The following is a 16,176-nucleotide window of genomic DNA, read 5'->3' as shown; positions in this document are numbered from 1 at the left end:
GCCGATCACCAATAACCAATCGGCGGTTAATCGCCGAGACCAATCATTCAGGCAACTTGTTGCAAAATGTCGCGTAGGCGATCCAGCGCGATGTCGATGTCCAGGGTCTCGATGGCGCCGAAGCCGAAATACAAACCGCTGCGCACCGGCTGCTGGTAATAGAAACCGTCGATGGAATACAGCCCGACCTCGACTTTTTTCGCCAGTTCGATCAGCAGCGGCAGGTCGATCGGCACCTTGCACAACGCGGCCATGTGGAACCCGGCACTGGGCGGCACGGCCTCGAACCACGGCGACAGGTCGCTGGCCATGCGCGCCAGAATCCGTTCGCGCCGCTGGGCGTAAATCGTATGGCAGCGGCGGATGTGTTTGAGCAGGCAGCCCTCGGCGATGAACTTGGCCAGCGCCCATTGCGGCAGGGTCGAGGCATGCAGATCGGTGAGCTGCTTGGCGCGGATCACCGCTTCGAGGATCGCCGGCGGCAGGATCGCGTAACCCAGGCGCAGCTCCGGCAGCAGAGTCTTGGAGAAGGTGCCGACGTAGGCGACGATGCCGCGCTGGTCGAGGCTGTGCAGCGAATCGGTCGGACGCCCTTCATAGCGAAATTCGCTGTCATAGTCGTCCTCGATGATGATCGCCCCCAGTTCATAAGCCCGAGCCAGCAAGGCTTCGCGGCGCGCCGGACTCATCGGCATGCTTAGCGGAAACTGATGCGACGGCGTGACATAAATCAGCCGCGTGCCATCAGGGATGTGTTCGACCTGTATCCCCTCGGCATCCACGGGAATACCGACCACCTCGGCGCCATGGGTGCCGAACAACAGACGTGCCGGCGGATAACCGGGATCTTCCATCGCCACCAGGCTGCCGGGGCTGATCAACACGCGAGTGATCAGGTCCAGCGCCTGTTGCGCGCCGTTGCACACCACGGTGTCTTCGTCCTGACAGTTGACCCCGCGAGAAAACGCGATGTGCCGGGCAATCGCATTGCGCAGCGCCGGCAGGCCTTCGGGCACGCTGTAGAAACCTTTGGACGCGGCCATTTTGCGCATGGCGTGGGAGACGCAGCGGCGCCAGTCGTCATGGGGGAACTGGCCCTTGCTGGTGGCCCCACCGATGAAGTCGTAGCGCAGCGCACCTTGCAGCGTCGGATGACGCAGGAACACCGGCAAGTTGCGCCAACTTTCGATCACCTCTGCACCGGCCAGCTCGGTGTGGCTTTGCTTGCGCTGGACTTGCGCCGGGCGCGCATTGACGTAGGTGCCTTTGCCGATCACGCCGGTGAGGAAGTTTTCGTACGTCAGCTGCGCGTAGGTGTCGGAAATGGTCTTGCGTGATATGCCCAATTGTTCGGCCAGCAAGCGGCTGGGCGGCAATTGCGTACCTGCGGCCAGACGCCCGGATTCGATGGCCTCGCGCAGTTGCTGATACAACTGACCGGCAAGATCCTTGCGGCCGTTGATCACGACGTGAAGTTCCATACCGACGAGGCTCCGGGGGGCTATTGGGTGTGCCCGCCAGATTACCGCTGTTGTTTGATTGGCAATAGTTGCGCACCACAAAAACCCGAAATTGGCCTAAATCCCTGTAGGAGCTGCCGCAGGCTGCGATCTTTTGATCTGGATTTTTTTAAGATCAACATCAAAAGATCGCAGCCTGCGGCAGCTCCTACAGGGGCTTGTGTTTAAGTGGTGTAGCGGTTTTTCGTGGAATTGGGGCTGTAATGCATCGCTGTCGGCGTTTACGGTGAAGTCACTATTCCGTCTACCGAGAACAGCCATGTCCCCGCGCCTGGATTACTACAACGCTTCGCCCAAGGCGATGAAAGCGATGATTGCCATGGAGGCGCTGACGGCCAACCTCAGTATCGAGCAGCCGCTGCTGCAACTGATCCGGATCCGCGCTTCGCAGCTCAACGGCTGTGCGTTCTGCACCGACATGCATTCGGTAGACGCACGGCGAGCCGGGGAGAGTGATCGGCGGTTGTATGCGATTGCAGTTTGGCGCGATAGCGACTTCTTCAATCCCCGTGAACGCGCGGCGCTGGCGTGGGCCGAGGCAGTGACGCTGCTTGCCGAAAGCCATGTGCCGGATGACGTTTACCAGCAGGCACGCGAGCAATTCAACGAAGGCGAACTGGTCGACCTGACTATGGCCGTCACCACCATCAACAGCTGGAATCGGCTGGCAGTGAGCTTTCGCCAAACCCCAAGTGACTGAAGACCAAAAGGTCGCAGCCTTCTCTAGTTCGGTGGGCGCTGCGGTTTCACCGACGTTCCAAGCGTGTTGCCCATCTGCTGACTCAGGCAATCGGAATTCGGTGCCTTGTAGCCGCCGACCGTCACCTCCATGCAACCCAGCGGCTGCTCGGCGTGGGCACTGGCGAACACGCTCAGCAACAGCCCACCGAAGGTTTGATTGGGTACATATCCGTTGCTGCGGTAACGGCGGCCTAGGGTTCCGCCCTTACGGCGGGTCACTTTTTCCAGACGCCCGGAATGCCGGCCCAGAAAAAAGTAACCAAAAAGGCTTGCTCCAACGTCCGGCCCGCTCGCTGAGGCTCGGGGTTCCTTCGCTCCGGAATCCATCCGGGGCATCGATTCCGGTTTGCTTCGCTGCACCTCCTTTCGATGTCCTCCCCGGATGAATCCCTCCACTCAGCCTCCCGACGTCGCCCGTGGATCAAGATCAACAGCGGCAGCCGAGCTAACGCTCATCCTGTTGAGTGGGGTGGCTTTGCCGCTTGGGGTGTACGCAAATTTAAACTGTGGGAGCCAGGCTGCTGGCAATGACGCCCTTACAGCCAACAACCTTCCAGCAGATGCAACCAATCCCTGTGGGAGTTGGCTTGCCAACGATGACGGCCCGACAGCCGACCAATCTCTTCCGAATGCACCCGATCCCAATGTAGGAGCTGCCGAAGGCTGCGATCTTTTGATCCTGATCTTGAAAATCAAAGTCAAAAAAGATCGCAGCCTTCGGCAGCTCCTACACGGACCGTGTTCAATCCAACGGCCCAATCACCTGGCGATATTTCTCCACCACTTGCGGCGTCTCCCGCGTCAATCGAATCTCCAACCCCGCCGGATCTTCCCGCCGATTACCGCTGAGCTGCCGCCACCCCTTATCCACCTCCCAAACCCGCACCTGCGCATCGCTAACGTCGTTCAACACCGCCACCCCATTCCCAGGCACCGGCAACGGATACCGACTCCGCGCCTCAGCCACCGCCCGATACAACGTGCCGCCCTTAACCCACCAGCGAACCCGCTGCAAAGCCCCCGGCTGATCAGCCGCTGTACAAATGATGTCGAGCCGAAACCTGCAAATGACTGTCCGCCCGCGTCACACTGTCCAACCCCCGCCAGGCAATCAAACTCACCACCGCCATCAGCAGAATCGCGACCATCACCTCAATCAGGGTAAAACCTTGTTGGTTTTTCATTGCACACTGATCCGGCCGGCGCCGTCGCGCAGCACGCTGAGGCGATTGAAACCGTCGGACAAGGTCAGTTGCAGCGGCGGATTGATCCACTCGGCATTGAGCACAACTTTCTGTCTGGGCTCCACGCGCACCTCCATCTTCGGACTCTGCCAGGCACGAGGCCGCAATTGCGGGTCCTGCGCGAAATGATCAAACCCCTTGCCACTGTCACTGCGCCGACTAAACCGAAACCCCTTGGCATCACTCACCCACACAATCGGCCGCCCATCGGCGCGGGCCTCGGCCTTCGCCACTTGCAGCAACTGCGCCACACGCTCGGCATCCTTGCGCAGCAACTGCAACGGATCGGGCTTGATACTCAGGCTGATCGCCGCACTGGCGATACCGATGATCACCAGCACCACCATCAACTCGATCAGCGTAAAACCCTGTTGCTTGACCCCGTTCATCGATTGCGCGCTCCTTTGCGTCGGAAGTCATCGTGCACGGCCAACATGTAAGGCGCGTGAAATAAAACGGAGAGAATTGCCGCGTAGGCTGGCAGCAGGGATAAAAAGAAGATTCACCCCATGACCTTCACCGCACGCTTTTCCCCACCCCAAATGATCCAGGTACTCGCGCTGCTCGCAGTGCTGGTTGGCGTGGCGACATGGTCGTCGCTGCTGCTGACCTCCGCCGAATCACACACCCCGGCAGCGGCCCCGCAGTTGCTGGCGGCGCGCAGTGATAGCCCGGCGTTGCAGTGGTTTTCCAATCAAACGGCGCCGGTAGATATCAAGGTGAGCGGGGTGATGGCGGGGAGTCGGGGGGCGGTGGCGATACTGAGTTTGAATGATGGGCCGCCAAGGAGTTTTTTGCAGGGGGAGAAGGTGGGGCCTGGGGTGAAGTTGTTGGTGGTGGAGGGGGATGGGGTGGTGATTGAGCAGGGTGGGGAGAGGGTAAGGTTGGGGGTGGAGAGGTTGGTGGAGGGGGTGGTGTTGCCGAGCCTTATTAGGCCCTGATTTGTAGGATCGAAGTCGTCATTTTTTGCCGTTTCCTGAGGTGCCAGTACAAGTACCTCTGTGAAGGAATAGACTGACAGACGAAGAATACTAATTTCTGCTTTCGGGCAGAAACGTATCGTAGTGAGTGAAAGCTATCTGCCAAAAATGAACACTCGTCTCTATTTGAAACTGATACCCTTCAGTCATCGGTAAAGTTTAGAAAGCATCTAAAAAGCCAGGGCTATTAAAAAGTATTATTGACGATGTCACTATAGGCAATCAGCAAACTCAAGAAGGCAAGTGAGAGTCCTCAATACCTTGGTACACTGCGTTCGCGTAGATTAAACCCCAGTTTTGTCTCGCAGTCGCAGTGACCCAATGAAGAAGTTATAAGTGATGTCAATCTATGCAGTGTACATCATGGTCCTAGAAATTGGATAGAACAGTTATGATGACCGAATGTTAAGAAGGTTTTCACGGCTGCAACCTTTATGTGTAAGAAAGAGCATGCTTCAAAATACGCGTTTCAAATTCAGTAAGATATGTAAGGCTTTTTATGGGGATCGACTTTAGTTTTATTATGTACTGGTCTATATTCATGTCGTCAAAATTATGATTAGCAAGAATCTTCTTCGTGATCTGAATCGGTATTCCGAATTCCTCAAGCGAGTTCACAGCAGGCGGAAAGTAGAAATTTTCAAGCGTGGAAGCGAAAGGTTTGTAGTCGCCAAAAGGATAGGAGAACCTTTTGAATATCAGCTCTTGAATGTCACTTATTGCATATATTATTTTGGGAAGATTGTAGTTTACTAAGTTTTTCTTAAAGTTAAAAACAGCCTGTATTGCATCATCAATGTTGTAGTTGGTTGAGCGATTAGCCCAAAATTTTTGATCTTGGATAATTAATACCTTGTCATCAACCTTGTTGATGATATCAATTATTTTTTTATGTAATTGTGTGTCGGAGCGGACGGCGCCGCCACCCATTGATGACACATTGAAATATTTGAATAAAATTTTTGATAGGTGCATTAGTTGGTTGCTAGTTGGGTATATGCCATCCCAGCGCATAAGACCGTTCCAAGTATTGCACTTCTCGATTAGCGCATTAGCAAACTCGATAAGCTTGCTCGGATGTATTCCTTGGTGTTTGAGAATTAACGAAATAGGAATGGCTTCCTGCTCATAGTATCTTTTTATCTTTTCTTTGTTTGGTCCGCTAACTTCAGTGCCCATATGTAGCAGGAGTGAGTCAGATGCGTTTTCACTCTGCGTGACGATCGGCATATCGATGAAGGGTAATTCATTCTGAGGCTTGTCACCGAGGATATAAACATTCCCCACAAAATGCTCAAACATCCTTCCGGATCTGCCGGCAATATTGTTAAATGTAAACATGTCAAGCTTGGTTCTTCTAGTGATGCAGTCATCATATATAATGATATTTTTGGCGTTAGTGTTAACTCCCTCGATGAGTGTAGAGGTGCAAATGATGATATTGATATCTGAACTGTTGAAATAGTCAACTATCAATGAAGCAACCGCTCTCGGTAGTTGCGAGTGATGATAGGCGATGCCGTGTTTAAGTCCTTCAACTAGCGACCAATCAAAATGAAAGTTTTCGCCAAGCCAGATTGAAAAATCTTCATTGCGAATTTTTTGATTGAGCAGTCCGGAGTTAAGTAGCTTGACCATTAAGGAACTAGCTCTTTTGGGGGACTTGCAGTAGATGACTGTTTGCTCGTTATTTTCGAAGGATTTTAAGATATTTAAAAGTATGGCATCCCTTTCCAAGTCTTTATCAGCGTCTTTGCCCTTGCTAACTATCGGATAGAAAAATTCGTTAGTAGCCACAGTGGCGTAGGAGTCAAATTTCAAAAAGGTACATCTAAGCTCGTCTTCAATTCCTGCCGCTAACCCATTAATTCTGGGGCCCAGCATGTAAAATCGTTTGCATTTCGCATAGAGTTTTTTGAAGGCAAGGTTCAAGCGATCACATCGCTCGTCATCTTTTGTTGTAGGTGCTAATTTGTAAAATTCATCGATAATAAAGAAATCTATTGTTCCAAGGTCGATGTGTTCAAGTACCCTTTCTTGAGTGAGAATGTATATATTATTTTTGTCTGATTTTTGCGTAACCTGAGTAATGATCTTATATGTGTCACTATACTTATACAGCTTCTTCTTAAGCTCGTCCATCAAGGCGATCGTAGGAACAACAATAGCAATGTTGGAAAACTCCCGGCTTGCAATTAACGCTTCAATAATTAAGCTTTTCCCAAAGCTAGTAGGCGCGCTTAGGATAATGTTCTCGCTATTTATGATTCTGTGAAAAACTTCGGCTTGGCGAATATGAAATATTTTATTTTCATCTTGAGGCGTAGTAAAGATGCTGCGCCTAAATAAATCCTTACTTGTATTATCGGTATTTTCAACGTAAGGATATAATCCTAATTCACCTAGCAAATGATCCAAGATGAAAGAATTCTCTATCTCGCTTTTTCGCTCTAATGATCTGATAACAATATCTTGTATTAAGTGCTGCTGCTCGTGTCTGTTGTATTCGTTCACAAGCGATAGCAAAAAATCATCCCATTGATCGAACTCTGGATTGCTTATACTGGCTTTTGATTCTTCGTACCAAGAGATCACGAGTTAAGCTCCTTTGCTAGCGCCTCATTTACGATTGAAACATCAGATACGGGGAAATAGAAAATTCGCAAATTTATTAGATCAATTAGATCTGGTCTGATTCCACTGACAAGGATATTCCTACACTCTCGAACACGCTCGTTGAAAAGTTCAATAAATGAGTTTTGGTCGTAATTGGTAATTATTGAACTATCATGCATCAAAAATACGGGGATAATTATTTTGTCGAATCGTTCGTCAATTGTAAGACTAGAGTTAGCCAATCTTTTGAGCTTATCTGTATGTGGCCAGGACTCGTCAATTTCCGCTGTAAGCATAAACAATCGCTGCTTTAATGTTGTCAGGCTTATTATGTACTCAATATTCCTAATAGCAGCAGTTACGGCATCTTCGATATTGGTGTTAACTGAAGAGGCGCCAATCCATAATTCAATGTCGTCAAGATTTAATACAACATGAGTGCAAGAGAAGGTCTTGTTGTTGATGTCGAAGACCTTGTTCATAATAGGGATTGTCTTATATGAGTCGCGTATAGCAATATGCAAAAATAGATCGCCTAGGGCATTCATGTCGTTAGCGGGGTAATTGGCTCTCGCGTGTTTGAATAGACCTCTTTCAGGGCCACTAAAATTCGCCTTCTCTTTATGTGAAAGGCAGTAGTCAATGATCCAGTCATATACAGTTTCTGTCAAACTACTAAGATTCCAAACTTTCATCGTGAATCCGATATCGATCCCTTTGATATTTGGTTGTCCGACATTGCAATTTATGCAGTAAGTAAATGGTGATGGCGGGTGAGCAGGCGCTTTATAATGTATTCCTTCTTGAATTCTAATATCAAGATTCAGGGCGTTAATGATCCCAAGTGCGGCAGGGTCGGATAAAATATCTTTAACTGATACCGCATATAAGGTATTACTGCCCTGTTGTACGAGCAGAAGACCAACGCATAGGCCGTCACGCAACACCGGGGAACCCGACATACCCTTGTATATGCTAACGTAATCCGACTGCGAAACTTCGAAGCTGTATTGCCTGCTTATAATGTGCTCAAATACGTTAGATACTTTTACGCTTATGGGGGTGCAGTAATGCTGCTTCTCTATTGGAAATCCACAAGCTTTAACTTCCGTATCCAAGCTAATGCTGGTTGAGTAAAGGCCGATGAAGTTCGCTAGTACGCCCTCGGCTTCAAGAATGCAGAAGTCTTTTGCTTCATCTGAATAAATGCATTTGGCAGGTGAAAAGATATTTTGGTCAAAGTCGTCACTTGAGAAGTAAATCCTTAGCTCGTCCGAGTCGGCTATTATATGATTGGCGGTAAGCAAAAACGTCGATGATATCGCAAAGCAAGTGCCGCGCACTACATTTAGAGTATTGCCGCTATCATCCTTTCTGATCGCCTCTAGAATATGTACCGAGTCTGATTTGTATTCGCTTGGGATTGTAGTGTTCACAGTTCAATCTCGCGGTCATCTATCTCTATGGTAACTTTTGAGTATTTGTCTTGCATTTCTTTAGCGAACCATTGAGGGATATTCTCAAGCTGATAGTTTGTTATGATTCGCGTATCTTTAGATTTGTTTGCTTCTGCAATTCTAGCTAAAGTTTCAAGATTTGGGTGCCCATGAGATTTGCCGTTCGTGCTGATCATATAAATGGGGCAGTCGAGACGATCTAATAACTCCATGCTTGTACTGCTTCTACTCCCGTGGTGAGATATTTTTACAGCGTTCACATTCAGCTTTTTAATATTACTTTTGTCAAGCCACGAAATTACTGTACTTGGATAGCAGTCACCAAGACATAAGATACGTTTGTCGCCATGCTCTATTAAAAAGGAAAGACTGCTCATGTTGGTTTGTGAGGTGTCTTCCACAAAGGGTTCGCTCGCCAAAGACTCAATGGTGCGCGATGTTATATTGGATATCGGATAGTTGATTGGGGTTGGATTTAGGGCGCTGGCATATAAATCAAAGGTGTCATAATATATTTTGTTTATGATCTTAGGCTTGATTAGCTTTGAGTTTAGTTGGTCTCTCCAGCTTGCTATTAATGCGTCAAGTGAGGATTTTTCTGGTCCGATAGTTGTGAATTTTATCTGGCCAATATTGAAGTGAGGAAGTCTCTCCCTGTAAAGGGCCTCGCCGGAAACTATTTCATTGCACTTGAGTCTTCTTGTATTAATAGCATACGAGAGTGATGTTCCCTCTGAGTATCCTATGCGAATGTTATCCTCTGGGACTGTTAGCTCACAAGCGAGTGCTTGTAATTTACGATCTGTTGAATAGCTTATTGCACTATCTTCATGTGGTTTGCCGAAAAATTGTTCGGCGCCATTAAATAAGATGCTTTGGATTTTAGGGCATTTTTCGTGCTGTAGAAGCTTTATAATCCCATTGACATGGTCGTTATCTATGTGCGTTACAATGAGGGTGTTTATAACTTTTGTTTTGTTAATTACATATTCTTTCCAATCTTCAAATGATTGAGCGGTGCCTCCGTCAATCAAGATAAAGTCAGATTCGGTGGTAATGCTAATGCAATCGCCATTACCAGCTTTAAGCATGCGTATTTTGAGCACGTACGTCATCCCTGATTCTTAAGTGATAGCATTGTACCACCATCAGCAACGTGGTCGCGGTGCAGGGTTGACTATCCACATGAGATGAATAGCTCCTGATTTTTTAGTCACATGATCGCTTTTGTCCGATAGCGCCCTCCACGAAGGTCCGCTTCTGGCCAAAAGCGGCAGTCACCATCGGTCGTAAAAATAGCTCAATACGAGAAAGTTACGCGGTACTGTGGTTTGTGGCCATCTGCTGCCATACAACCATTCTCCTCCACCAGTTATCCTGCACACCCCGCGAATGACAGGAATCAGCAGTTCGGGCACAGCATTTTAGGCTTTGTCCTACAGCCAGCATTTGGGTTTTTCGATAGCGTCAGGCTGTCAGAAACCCAAGTCGGGATTCCCGAAATGACAAGGATGATTCATGAGTGAATATGGAAACGTACCAAGGCCCGCGCTACCTAACCCTCCAAGAAAACAGGTCTACCGTGGCGTAGAGCCGATCGATCTGCATGCCAAGTACTGGGCAGAATACCCTGAGGCTCCTGCAGAGAAACCGGCTGCTGCAAAGGCACCAGCGGAGCCCGGTTTTTACATCGTTCAGCAAGTCATGCCGCGCTCTGCGCTAGAGGCAGCGTTGTTCGATAAGCCGGATAGTCCAACTTTTGAGAAATTCACGCGCCTCAACCCTCACGTCACCGGCTACGCCAAGCCCGGTCAACTTATCGTGTTGAGCGATCCGAACAATCCTCAGTGCACACGTGAAGAAGCGCTGCTCATGGAAGCGGCCCAGAAAGTGGACGCGGCACTCAAGCCCATGAGTGACGAAGAAGCCAGTTTCATGGTTCGCTATCAGAGCCAGATTGAGTCCATTCTTTCGCAAGGCTCAACATCGATCGGCGTTGGTGAATCAATCTTCGCCAAGAACCTGGAAGATGTGAAAACCTCACTGAAGGAAATCGAAACTCTGCACCAGAAAAGTTTTCAGCGTGACGGTCACTTGCGTAGCTCAGAGTTTTTTGATGAGCGCGCACGACTGTTTGCCAAGCTAGATAGGCAGCTCACCGGGTTAACCAGAAAGGGCATCGGTTTCCCTGATCACCCAAGTCTGAAATCAGCCCTCGGTATCTCAAGCAAAAGCCTGGTACATCATTGGAGCTTGGCAGGTGCACCGGGACAGATTCCCGGTTACGCCACTCACGCGGACGGTGTCGCCAGAGCAGCCAAAGTTGTGAAGTACGGTGGCTGGATTGGTACAGCGGTTGGGGGCGGGGCGTCTTACATGAAGGTTCAAGAAGTCTGTGCGGCTGGCAACAAAGATGCCTGTGAAAAAATTAAATACACCGAGGGTGGTAGCTTCATTGGTGGGGTGGCCGGTGGAGCAATGGCAGGAGCAGCACTAACTGGTCCCGTGGTAGGTGCAATCTGTGTAGGGCTTGGCGTGCCTTCTGGTGGATTGGGAACCCTCGCTTGCGGCGTGGTAGCTGTAGCAGCCGGCTCATATGCTGGCGGGGCGGTAGGAGGGGCCGGCGGTGAAATGTTCGGCGAAGTGATTTACGAGGTGACTAAATGAATACCGCTGAACTGATAGTCGGAGGGCTGTGTGGCGTGGTGATTATCTCGATGATCATCTGGATCGGAATTGCCCTCTACATTGCACGCATCAAGATGGACGTGATCCTTGAGCACCTCAAAAATAGCTCTGCCGGTATCAGGTTGGCTGCGCTGAAGCACGGAGGTGCGTGGGGCCGATTACTTTTAGTCGGGGGGGCCTCTGGTCTTGTCACGTTTACGAATTTCTACATCAGACGCGGCACACTCAGCACCGATGATGTAAAGAACTTTCCTTCCTCACTCAAGCAGAAACTTGTGTTGATGCAATGGAGTGCAATAGGGCTGCTTTCTGCGATGACTGTGCTGGTCGCTTTGGGTAAATCAGGAATACTCAAGTAACCGGATGAGAAGATTGTCCAGCCCCGTTTGAACGCTTGGAAACCACAGGCGAACGGGCTGGTGAGAAGATCTACTCGGCAGGGACATGAGTTTGAACGTCGTTGATAAGGTACTTCTAGCCATTGCCATCGTCGATCTGGCAGGGCTTGTTCTTTGGATAGGCGTCTGTTTGCGCTTGGCCTATACGAAGATGGATTTGATGTTGGAGCATCTGAAAAATTGCTCAGCCGTCATGGCTCGCGCTCCGCTTCGGCATGGTGGGCCTTGGGGAAAGCTTCTGCTCGTGGGTGGCATTTCGGGAATTGTGACGTTTCCTAAGTTCTATTTGAAAAGGGGCGAGCTGAGCTCTGAAGATTTAGCCAATTTCCCAGTCCCCCTCAAACGTAAGCTAGTAGTACTGCAATGGAGCGTCATTTCTCTGTTATTGGTCATGATTTGCTTCGGAGTAGCTGTGAAGTCAGGTGTTGTTTAGCACATTGTGCAATGCGCGGCTCCCGCTCCTACGCACAGTCAAGCCTTGATAAACGCCAATGTTTAAAAAGACATCTCCAGACACTCTCTCAGGCTACACACCCTTGCGCCTTTGCCTACAGCTACGCCAGAATCCGCCGGCTTGTGGGCTTTGTACCTGGTCTATATCGTCTATGGGTCGCTGGCAACCCAGCGACCGGGTTTAGCGACCTGACCAGGTATAAGTACAACGACGCTCCAGTTTGTCGCAGACGTTTGCGACGACGATATGGTGGCTGTGCGTGGGAGACCTTCGGGTCTGCCGGGTCTTATACCTCTCGGTTCGCTAACCCGCGTACAGCTGCCACCCTTACTTGTTTAGCGACAGGTGTTGGTGGTTCCACCAGGTATAAAAATGGAGCTTCACCATGATCAAACCAACACCCAACCCGCCCGAAACCGATCCGGTTTCCCCCTACGAATCCCTCGACTCAAAAAAACTCCACGAAGCCGCAGACCGCGCGCTCGACCACTACCTCTGTCCGCCCGGTTCTACACCGCCGCCACGCAAAACCCGTGGGATGTACGCGGTAACCGCAGACAACAAAAACGAAGAACTGTTGATCGATGCCAGTGAAACACTTGCTTCGGCGCAAACCATTGCCCAGAACGTCGCGAGTTTGTTGCCGGCGTCGCAGCGTCGGGCGTTGTTGGGAATTGCGCAGTTGATCATGTTGGGGGAGTTGGCGGTGAATCGGGCGTTGGATAATTTGCAATTGCCGGGTTGATGCGGGTTCCGGGATCACCTGGTGATTGATTGGGTGTCCGTTCTGGCGCCTTCGCGGGCAAGCCCGCTCCCACAGGGTTTTGTTTTGGTCGGGAATGTTTTGTTCGGCGCTGAAACCTTTGGGGGCTGGGCTGGCAGCGATGACGATGGCACATGCACTGTTTCCGTTGCCTGAGATATTTGTATGGGAGCTGCTGAAGGCTCGGGCCGCGATCGGACGATCTTTGATTTTGAACCTGAAAAACAAGATCAAAAGATCGCAGCCTTCGGCAGCTCCTACAGGAGGCAAAGGTGCGAATGAGCTTACCGACCTACTGCCGCACAGGTGGATGCCCATCTAGCGGTGCAACCTCTGACGACACCGCAACAATATCTGCCTAGTCGCCAAAATTAACGGCATTACCGTTAGTCCGGACGTAATAATTATCGAATTCACCGCTTTCGACGAACACGAAGCCATGGCGAGTGTAAAAACGATTTGAAGCGCTTTCCTTGAGAGCACCCACCTTGATGGGACGCCCGATCTCATCAGCCTCTGTGAAAATCCGAGTAAGAACTTCAGAGCCGATTCCTGCTCCTTGAGCACTGGGTATCACATACAAGTGGTCAAGCAGAAGCTCGCTCTGATGGTCTTTGATTACGACAAAACCGACCAGCTCACCTGATACTTCTATGCGGCGTGTGCTGTTAGCGTCGAACCCACCAAGAAATCGTTCGCGTGCACGATCGGGGTTAAATCGTCCAAGCCGTTCAAGGCTCTCGCGCATAGCCTCAATCCTGATGGCCACCAGATCTTCCAGGTCGTTATTGGAAGCTGCGCATAAAACGACAGCGGAGTTTTGATCAGCGGAGGCTGGCATAACAAGCACCCTAAACATGGCCGGTCAGTCATTATAGAGAACAGAATCTGCATAACCGCTACTGCCTCGGTTCAATGGAGGCGATGGCTCCATATCAGCTTCAGGGGGATGTGTGCGCCGCACGCTTACGTCTGTTGGGGCAAGGGGACGGATCTGTTGTGGGATCCGAGACGCATTGAGGATTCCGATAAACGCCAGTGTTTAAAAAGACATCTCCACACACTCTCTCAGGCTACATATCCTTGCGCCTTTGCCTACAGCTACGCCAGAATCCGCCGGCTTGTGCGCCTTGGGGGCGGGTTCTATTGTGGTGCGGTCGCTGATGACTCAGCGATCGGATTTGACCGTCCGCCCTATATCAAGGCGCGCCAGCGTTCTGCACGTGTTCAGGCATTGTCTGAAATCATGTCGCGGTGGCTGTGCGTGGGACACCTTCGGGTGTGCCGGATTCCTTGATGTCCGGTCGGTCAACCCGCGTACAGCTGCCACCCTGTTTGTTTGACCGCGAACGGTGGCGGCTCCAACAATCAAGGAGCTTCACCATGATCAAACCAACACCCAACCCGCCCGAAACCGACTCGGTTTCCCCCTACGAATCCCTCGACTCAAAAAAACTCCACGAAGCCGCCGACCGTGCGCTCGACCATTACCTCTGTCCCCCCGGCTCCACACCACCGCCACGCAAAACCCGTGGGATGTACGCCGTGACTGCGGACAACAAAAACGAAGAACTGCTAATCGATGCCAGTGAAACACTCGCTTCGGCGCAAACCATTGCCCAGAACGTCGCCAGTCTGTTGCCGGCGTCGCAGCGTCGGGCGTTGTTGGGGATTGCGCAGTTGATCATGCTCGGGGAGTTGGCGGTGAATCGGGCTTTGGATAATTTGCAGTTGCCGGGGTGATGCGCGTATCGGAATCACCTGGTGATTGATTGGGTGTCTGTTCTGGCGCCTTCGCGAGCAGGCTCGCTCCCACCTTTGAGCGCGTTGCAAGGTGGGAGTGCGCTGGCTCTTCAGCCGCGATAAATACCGAGACGATGTACGCGTTTCTGTACCCGGGAGTGGCGGGGTGCTTTCTTTGCGTCAGTCGACTGCCAGGTTGTCCCGAGCCCACTGTTCAGCCGTAGTGACCTGAATCGACGGCTGTTCGTTGAAAGTCCTCGCGCCATCCCGCGATGGCGCCAGTCGTGCTGCGGCCCCGGGCTACAACCCGAACAGTCCGGTGCAAGTGCTGGGCGCCGGGGCGCTGGATGAACAGGCGAAACAGCAGCTGACCGAGGAGGAGCGTGGGCAACTGACGCTGTAACAGACTCTCGTGCAGTACGTTTGGCCGCCCTTTTTTTGTGTGAAAAATACTTTCTGAACGGACCACAACCCCTTGTAGGAGTGAGCCTGCTCGCGATAGCGGTGTGTCAGTTGCTGATGTGTTGTCTGACACACCGCTATCGCGAGCAGGCTCACTCCTACAAGGGGTTGCGCGGGGCTCAGAACGCGTAGGGAATGCTGATTTTGGCCCAGAGCATCTCGCCCTCGGGGCGGTTCTCGACATCGAATTCCTTGGCCCAGCGAATCTCCGCGCTGGCGTATTTGAGGAAGGTGAAGTGCAGCGCCGGGCCAATTGCGAACACCTCGCCGCGCACCCCGTCGTCCACGTCTTGCCCGGCGAACTGCACGGTGCGGCCAAACTGTTTGTCGTCGGTGGTCTGCTTGAGGTAGTAGCCGTTGAGGCCGAGCATCAGGTCGTCGGTGAGTTTGTAGCTGGCCGAGTAGTCGAAGTGGAAAATCTGCCCGGACTTGTAGTCGGTGTCCTTGTTTTTCTCGTTGAAGCTGTAGGTGGTCTTCATCGAGACTTCGGTGCGCTCAGTCGGCAACCAGGTGAAGGAGAACAGCGGCTTGTAGGTGTAGAAATTGTTGCTGGTGTTGGCCAGCCGGTCGACGCTGTATTCGCCGGTCGGTACGGTGATTTCCAGCGCGGCGCCAAGGGTCAGGTCCTTGCCCATGTCCCACAGGATGATCGGCGCGACGGTGGTATCGCCCATGCCTTCGCGGGTGTCGCTCAAGCCGAACACTGACACTTCCTGCTTCAGCCACGGTTGGGCGATGTAACCGGCCAGGCGTCCGCCAAAGATCCGCACCGGACTCAAGTAATCGAGGCGCGGAATCACCGCCGTCGACTCGATTTCGACATCCGGCACCTTGCCGCCCAACGAGCTGATATTGAGCTTTCTGGCCTTGTAATGGTTGTAGTAGAGGTTGAACGCGACCATGTTTTCCGGAAGGCTGTCGACCTCCATCGGCAGCATGAAGAAGCCGTCGGTGCCGGTTCCGATATTGTCGACGCCGGCCTCGGTGGCCAGGGCTGGAAGAGTCGCGGTGCAGCCCAGCAAAATCAGGGCCAGACGCAGGGGCAATGTCGCGCGGTTCGGGTGCATATCCGTCCTCATTATTATTGTGTTGGAGCGCAACGCGGGCACG

At 51.6% G+C, this 16,176-nt stretch carries 15 protein-coding genes and 2 pseudogenes; 8 read left to right on the top strand and 9 right to left on the bottom strand.

What is annotated here, in order from left to right:
• Nucleotides 1–47: 47 nt before the first annotated feature.
• On the bottom strand, nucleotides 48–1,481 hold the full coding sequence (gene pdxR, locus ACA061_RS15140; protein ID WP_497299526.1) for a MocR-like pyridoxine biosynthesis transcription factor PdxR: 1,434 nt from the start codon (nucleotides 1,479–1,481) through the stop codon (nucleotides 48–50).
• A gap of 298 nt (nucleotides 1,482–1,779) precedes the next feature.
• Between pdxR and ACA061_RS15135 the strand changes: the two genes are divergently transcribed.
• Nucleotides 1,780–2,220 (top strand): carboxymuconolactone decarboxylase family protein, encoded by a 441-nt coding sequence (locus tag ACA061_RS15135; RefSeq protein ID WP_210552906.1) that lies wholly within the window; start codon nucleotides 1,780–1,782, stop codon nucleotides 2,218–2,220.
• Between the two features lie 23 nt (nucleotides 2,221–2,243).
• Here ACA061_RS15135 and ACA061_RS15130 read toward each other — a convergent pair whose 3' ends face one another.
• The 3 genes and pseudogenes from ACA061_RS15130 to gspH form a co-directional block, all read right to left on the bottom strand.
• Nucleotides 2,244–2,480, bottom strand: a complete 237-nt coding sequence (locus ACA061_RS15130) for a hypothetical protein (RefSeq protein ID WP_497302007.1) — start codon at nucleotides 2,478–2,480, stop codon at nucleotides 2,244–2,246.
• A 523-nt stretch (nucleotides 2,481–3,003) separates the two neighbouring features.
• A pseudogene (locus ACA061_RS15125) lies at nucleotides 3,004–3,445 on the bottom strand (prepilin-type N-terminal cleavage/methylation domain-containing protein).
• Nucleotides 3,442–3,894 carry a type II secretion system minor pseudopilin GspH gene (gspH, locus tag ACA061_RS15120; RefSeq protein WP_210552905.1) on the bottom strand — a complete coding sequence of 151 codons (453 nt, stop codon included), beginning with the start codon at nucleotides 3,892–3,894 and terminating at the stop codon, nucleotides 3,442–3,444. The pseudogene ACA061_RS15125 and the gene gspH overlap by 4 nt, the downstream one beginning before the upstream one ends.
• Before the next feature lie 120 nt (nucleotides 3,895–4,014).
• Between gspH and ACA061_RS15115 the strand changes: the two genes are divergently transcribed.
• The gene (locus tag ACA061_RS15115) at nucleotides 4,015–4,446 is read left to right on the top strand and encodes a type II secretion system protein N (RefSeq protein ID WP_497299525.1); all 432 of its coding nucleotides are present in this window, start codon (nucleotides 4,015–4,017) and stop codon (nucleotides 4,444–4,446) included.
• A 471-nt stretch (nucleotides 4,447–4,917) separates the two neighbouring features.
• Here ACA061_RS15115 and ACA061_RS15110 read toward each other — a convergent pair whose 3' ends face one another.
• Genes ACA061_RS15110 through ACA061_RS15100 form a run of 3 tightly spaced genes read right to left on the bottom strand, consistent with a single transcriptional unit; the run spans nucleotide 4,918 to nucleotide 9,664 of the window.
• Nucleotides 4,918–7,080: a DEAD/DEAH box helicase gene (locus ACA061_RS15110; protein ID WP_497299524.1), complete on the bottom strand. Its 2,163-nt coding sequence runs from the start codon at nucleotides 7,078–7,080 to the stop codon at nucleotides 4,918–4,920.
• On the bottom strand, nucleotides 7,077–8,537 hold the full coding sequence (locus ACA061_RS15105; protein WP_497299523.1) for a Hachiman antiphage defense system protein HamA: 1,461 nt from the start codon (nucleotides 8,535–8,537) through the stop codon (nucleotides 7,077–7,079). The genes ACA061_RS15110 and ACA061_RS15105 overlap by 4 nt, the downstream gene beginning before the upstream one ends.
• On the bottom strand, nucleotides 8,534–9,664 hold the full coding sequence (locus ACA061_RS15100) for a ComEC/Rec2 family competence protein (protein ID WP_497299522.1): 1,131 nt from the start codon (nucleotides 9,662–9,664) through the stop codon (nucleotides 8,534–8,536). The genes ACA061_RS15105 and ACA061_RS15100 overlap by 4 nt, the downstream gene beginning before the upstream one ends.
• A 412-nt stretch (nucleotides 9,665–10,076) precedes the next feature.
• Here ACA061_RS15100 and ACA061_RS15095 point away from each other — a divergent pair, with 412 nt between their 5' ends.
• The 4 genes from ACA061_RS15095 (at nucleotide 10,077) to ACA061_RS15080 (ending at nucleotide 12,843) form a co-directional block, all read left to right on the top strand.
• Nucleotides 10,077–11,225 carry a hypothetical protein gene (locus tag ACA061_RS15095; RefSeq protein ID WP_497299521.1) on the top strand — a complete coding sequence of 383 codons (1,149 nt, stop codon included), beginning with the start codon at nucleotides 10,077–10,079 and terminating at the stop codon, nucleotides 11,223–11,225.
• Nucleotides 11,222–11,605: a hypothetical protein gene (locus tag ACA061_RS15090; protein WP_497299520.1), complete on the top strand. Its 384-nt coding sequence runs from the start codon at nucleotides 11,222–11,224 to the stop codon at nucleotides 11,603–11,605. Before ACA061_RS15095 ends, ACA061_RS15090 begins: the two co-directional genes overlap by 4 nt.
• A gap of 85 nt (nucleotides 11,606–11,690) precedes the next feature.
• A complete protein-coding gene (locus tag ACA061_RS15085) occupies nucleotides 11,691–12,077 on the top strand; it encodes a hypothetical protein (protein WP_497299519.1) in 387 nt (128 codons plus the stop codon).
• A gap of 406 nt (nucleotides 12,078–12,483) precedes the next feature.
• Nucleotides 12,484–12,843 (top strand): DUF6124 family protein, encoded by a 360-nt coding sequence (locus ACA061_RS15080; RefSeq protein WP_150615407.1) that lies wholly within the window; start codon nucleotides 12,484–12,486, stop codon nucleotides 12,841–12,843.
• Between the two features lie 376 nt (nucleotides 12,844–13,219).
• Here the strand turns inward: ACA061_RS15080 and ACA061_RS15075 are convergent, their stop codons facing one another.
• Nucleotides 13,220–13,702, bottom strand: a complete 483-nt coding sequence (locus tag ACA061_RS15075) for a GNAT family N-acetyltransferase (protein ID WP_497299518.1) — start codon at nucleotides 13,700–13,702, stop codon at nucleotides 13,220–13,222.
• A gap of 542 nt (nucleotides 13,703–14,244) precedes the next feature.
• On the opposite strand from ACA061_RS15075, the gene ACA061_RS15070 reads away from it, so the two are divergent.
• On the top strand, nucleotides 14,245–14,604 hold the full coding sequence (locus ACA061_RS15070) for a DUF6124 family protein (RefSeq protein ID WP_150597920.1): 360 nt from the start codon (nucleotides 14,245–14,247) through the stop codon (nucleotides 14,602–14,604).
• A 256-nt stretch (nucleotides 14,605–14,860) separates the two neighbouring features.
• Nucleotides 14,861–15,007 (top strand): annotated as a pseudogene (locus tag ACA061_RS15065) (hypothetical protein); the annotation flags it as partial.
• A 178-nt stretch (nucleotides 15,008–15,185) separates the two neighbouring features.
• On the opposite strand, the gene ACA061_RS15060 reads toward ACA061_RS15065, so the two are convergent.
• Nucleotides 15,186–16,133, bottom strand: coding sequence for a SphA family protein (locus ACA061_RS15060; protein ID WP_497299517.1), 948 nt, complete (start codon nucleotides 16,131–16,133; stop codon nucleotides 15,186–15,188).
• Nucleotides 16,134–16,176: the final 43 nt, after the last annotated feature.

The sequence above is a fragment of the Pseudomonas sp. LBUM1668 genome (assembly GCF_059695715.1).
Note: the sequence above shows the minus strand (reverse complement) of the source record. Positions and strands in the feature narration are given on the sequence as shown.

Excerpts from the sequence above, each read along its gene's own strand:
- ACA061_RS15080 (WP_150615407.1), top strand. The coding sequence starts at position 12,484 with ATGATCAAACCAACACCCAACCCGCCCGAAACCGATCCGGTTTCCCCC.
- ACA061_RS15085 (WP_497299519.1), top strand. The coding sequence starts at position 11,691 with ATGAGTTTGAACGTCGTTGATAAGGTACTTCTAGCCATTGCCATCGTC.
- ACA061_RS15115 (WP_497299525.1), top strand. The coding sequence starts at position 4,015 with ATGACCTTCACCGCACGCTTTTCCCCACCCCAAATGATCCAGGTACTC.
- pdxR (WP_497299526.1), bottom strand. The coding sequence starts at position 1,481 with ATGGAACTTCACGTCGTGATCAACGGCCGCAAGGATCTTGCCGGTCAG.
- ACA061_RS15070 (WP_150597920.1), top strand. The coding sequence starts at position 14,245 with ATGATCAAACCAACACCCAACCCGCCCGAAACCGACTCGGTTTCCCCC.
- ACA061_RS15090 (WP_497299520.1), top strand. The coding sequence starts at position 11,222 with ATGAATACCGCTGAACTGATAGTCGGAGGGCTGTGTGGCGTGGTGATT.
- ACA061_RS15135 (WP_210552906.1), top strand. The coding sequence starts at position 1,780 with ATGTCCCCGCGCCTGGATTACTACAACGCTTCGCCCAAGGCGATGAAA.
- ACA061_RS15075 (WP_497299518.1), bottom strand. The coding sequence starts at position 13,702 with ATGCCAGCCTCCGCTGATCAAAACTCCGCTGTCGTTTTATGCGCAGCT.
- ACA061_RS15060 (WP_497299517.1), bottom strand. The coding sequence starts at position 16,133 with ATGCACCCGAACCGCGCGACATTGCCCCTGCGTCTGGCCCTGATTTTG.
- ACA061_RS15095 (WP_497299521.1), top strand. The coding sequence starts at position 10,077 with ATGAGTGAATATGGAAACGTACCAAGGCCCGCGCTACCTAACCCTCCA.
- gspH (WP_210552905.1), bottom strand. The coding sequence starts at position 3,894 with ATGAACGGGGTCAAGCAACAGGGTTTTACGCTGATCGAGTTGATGGTG.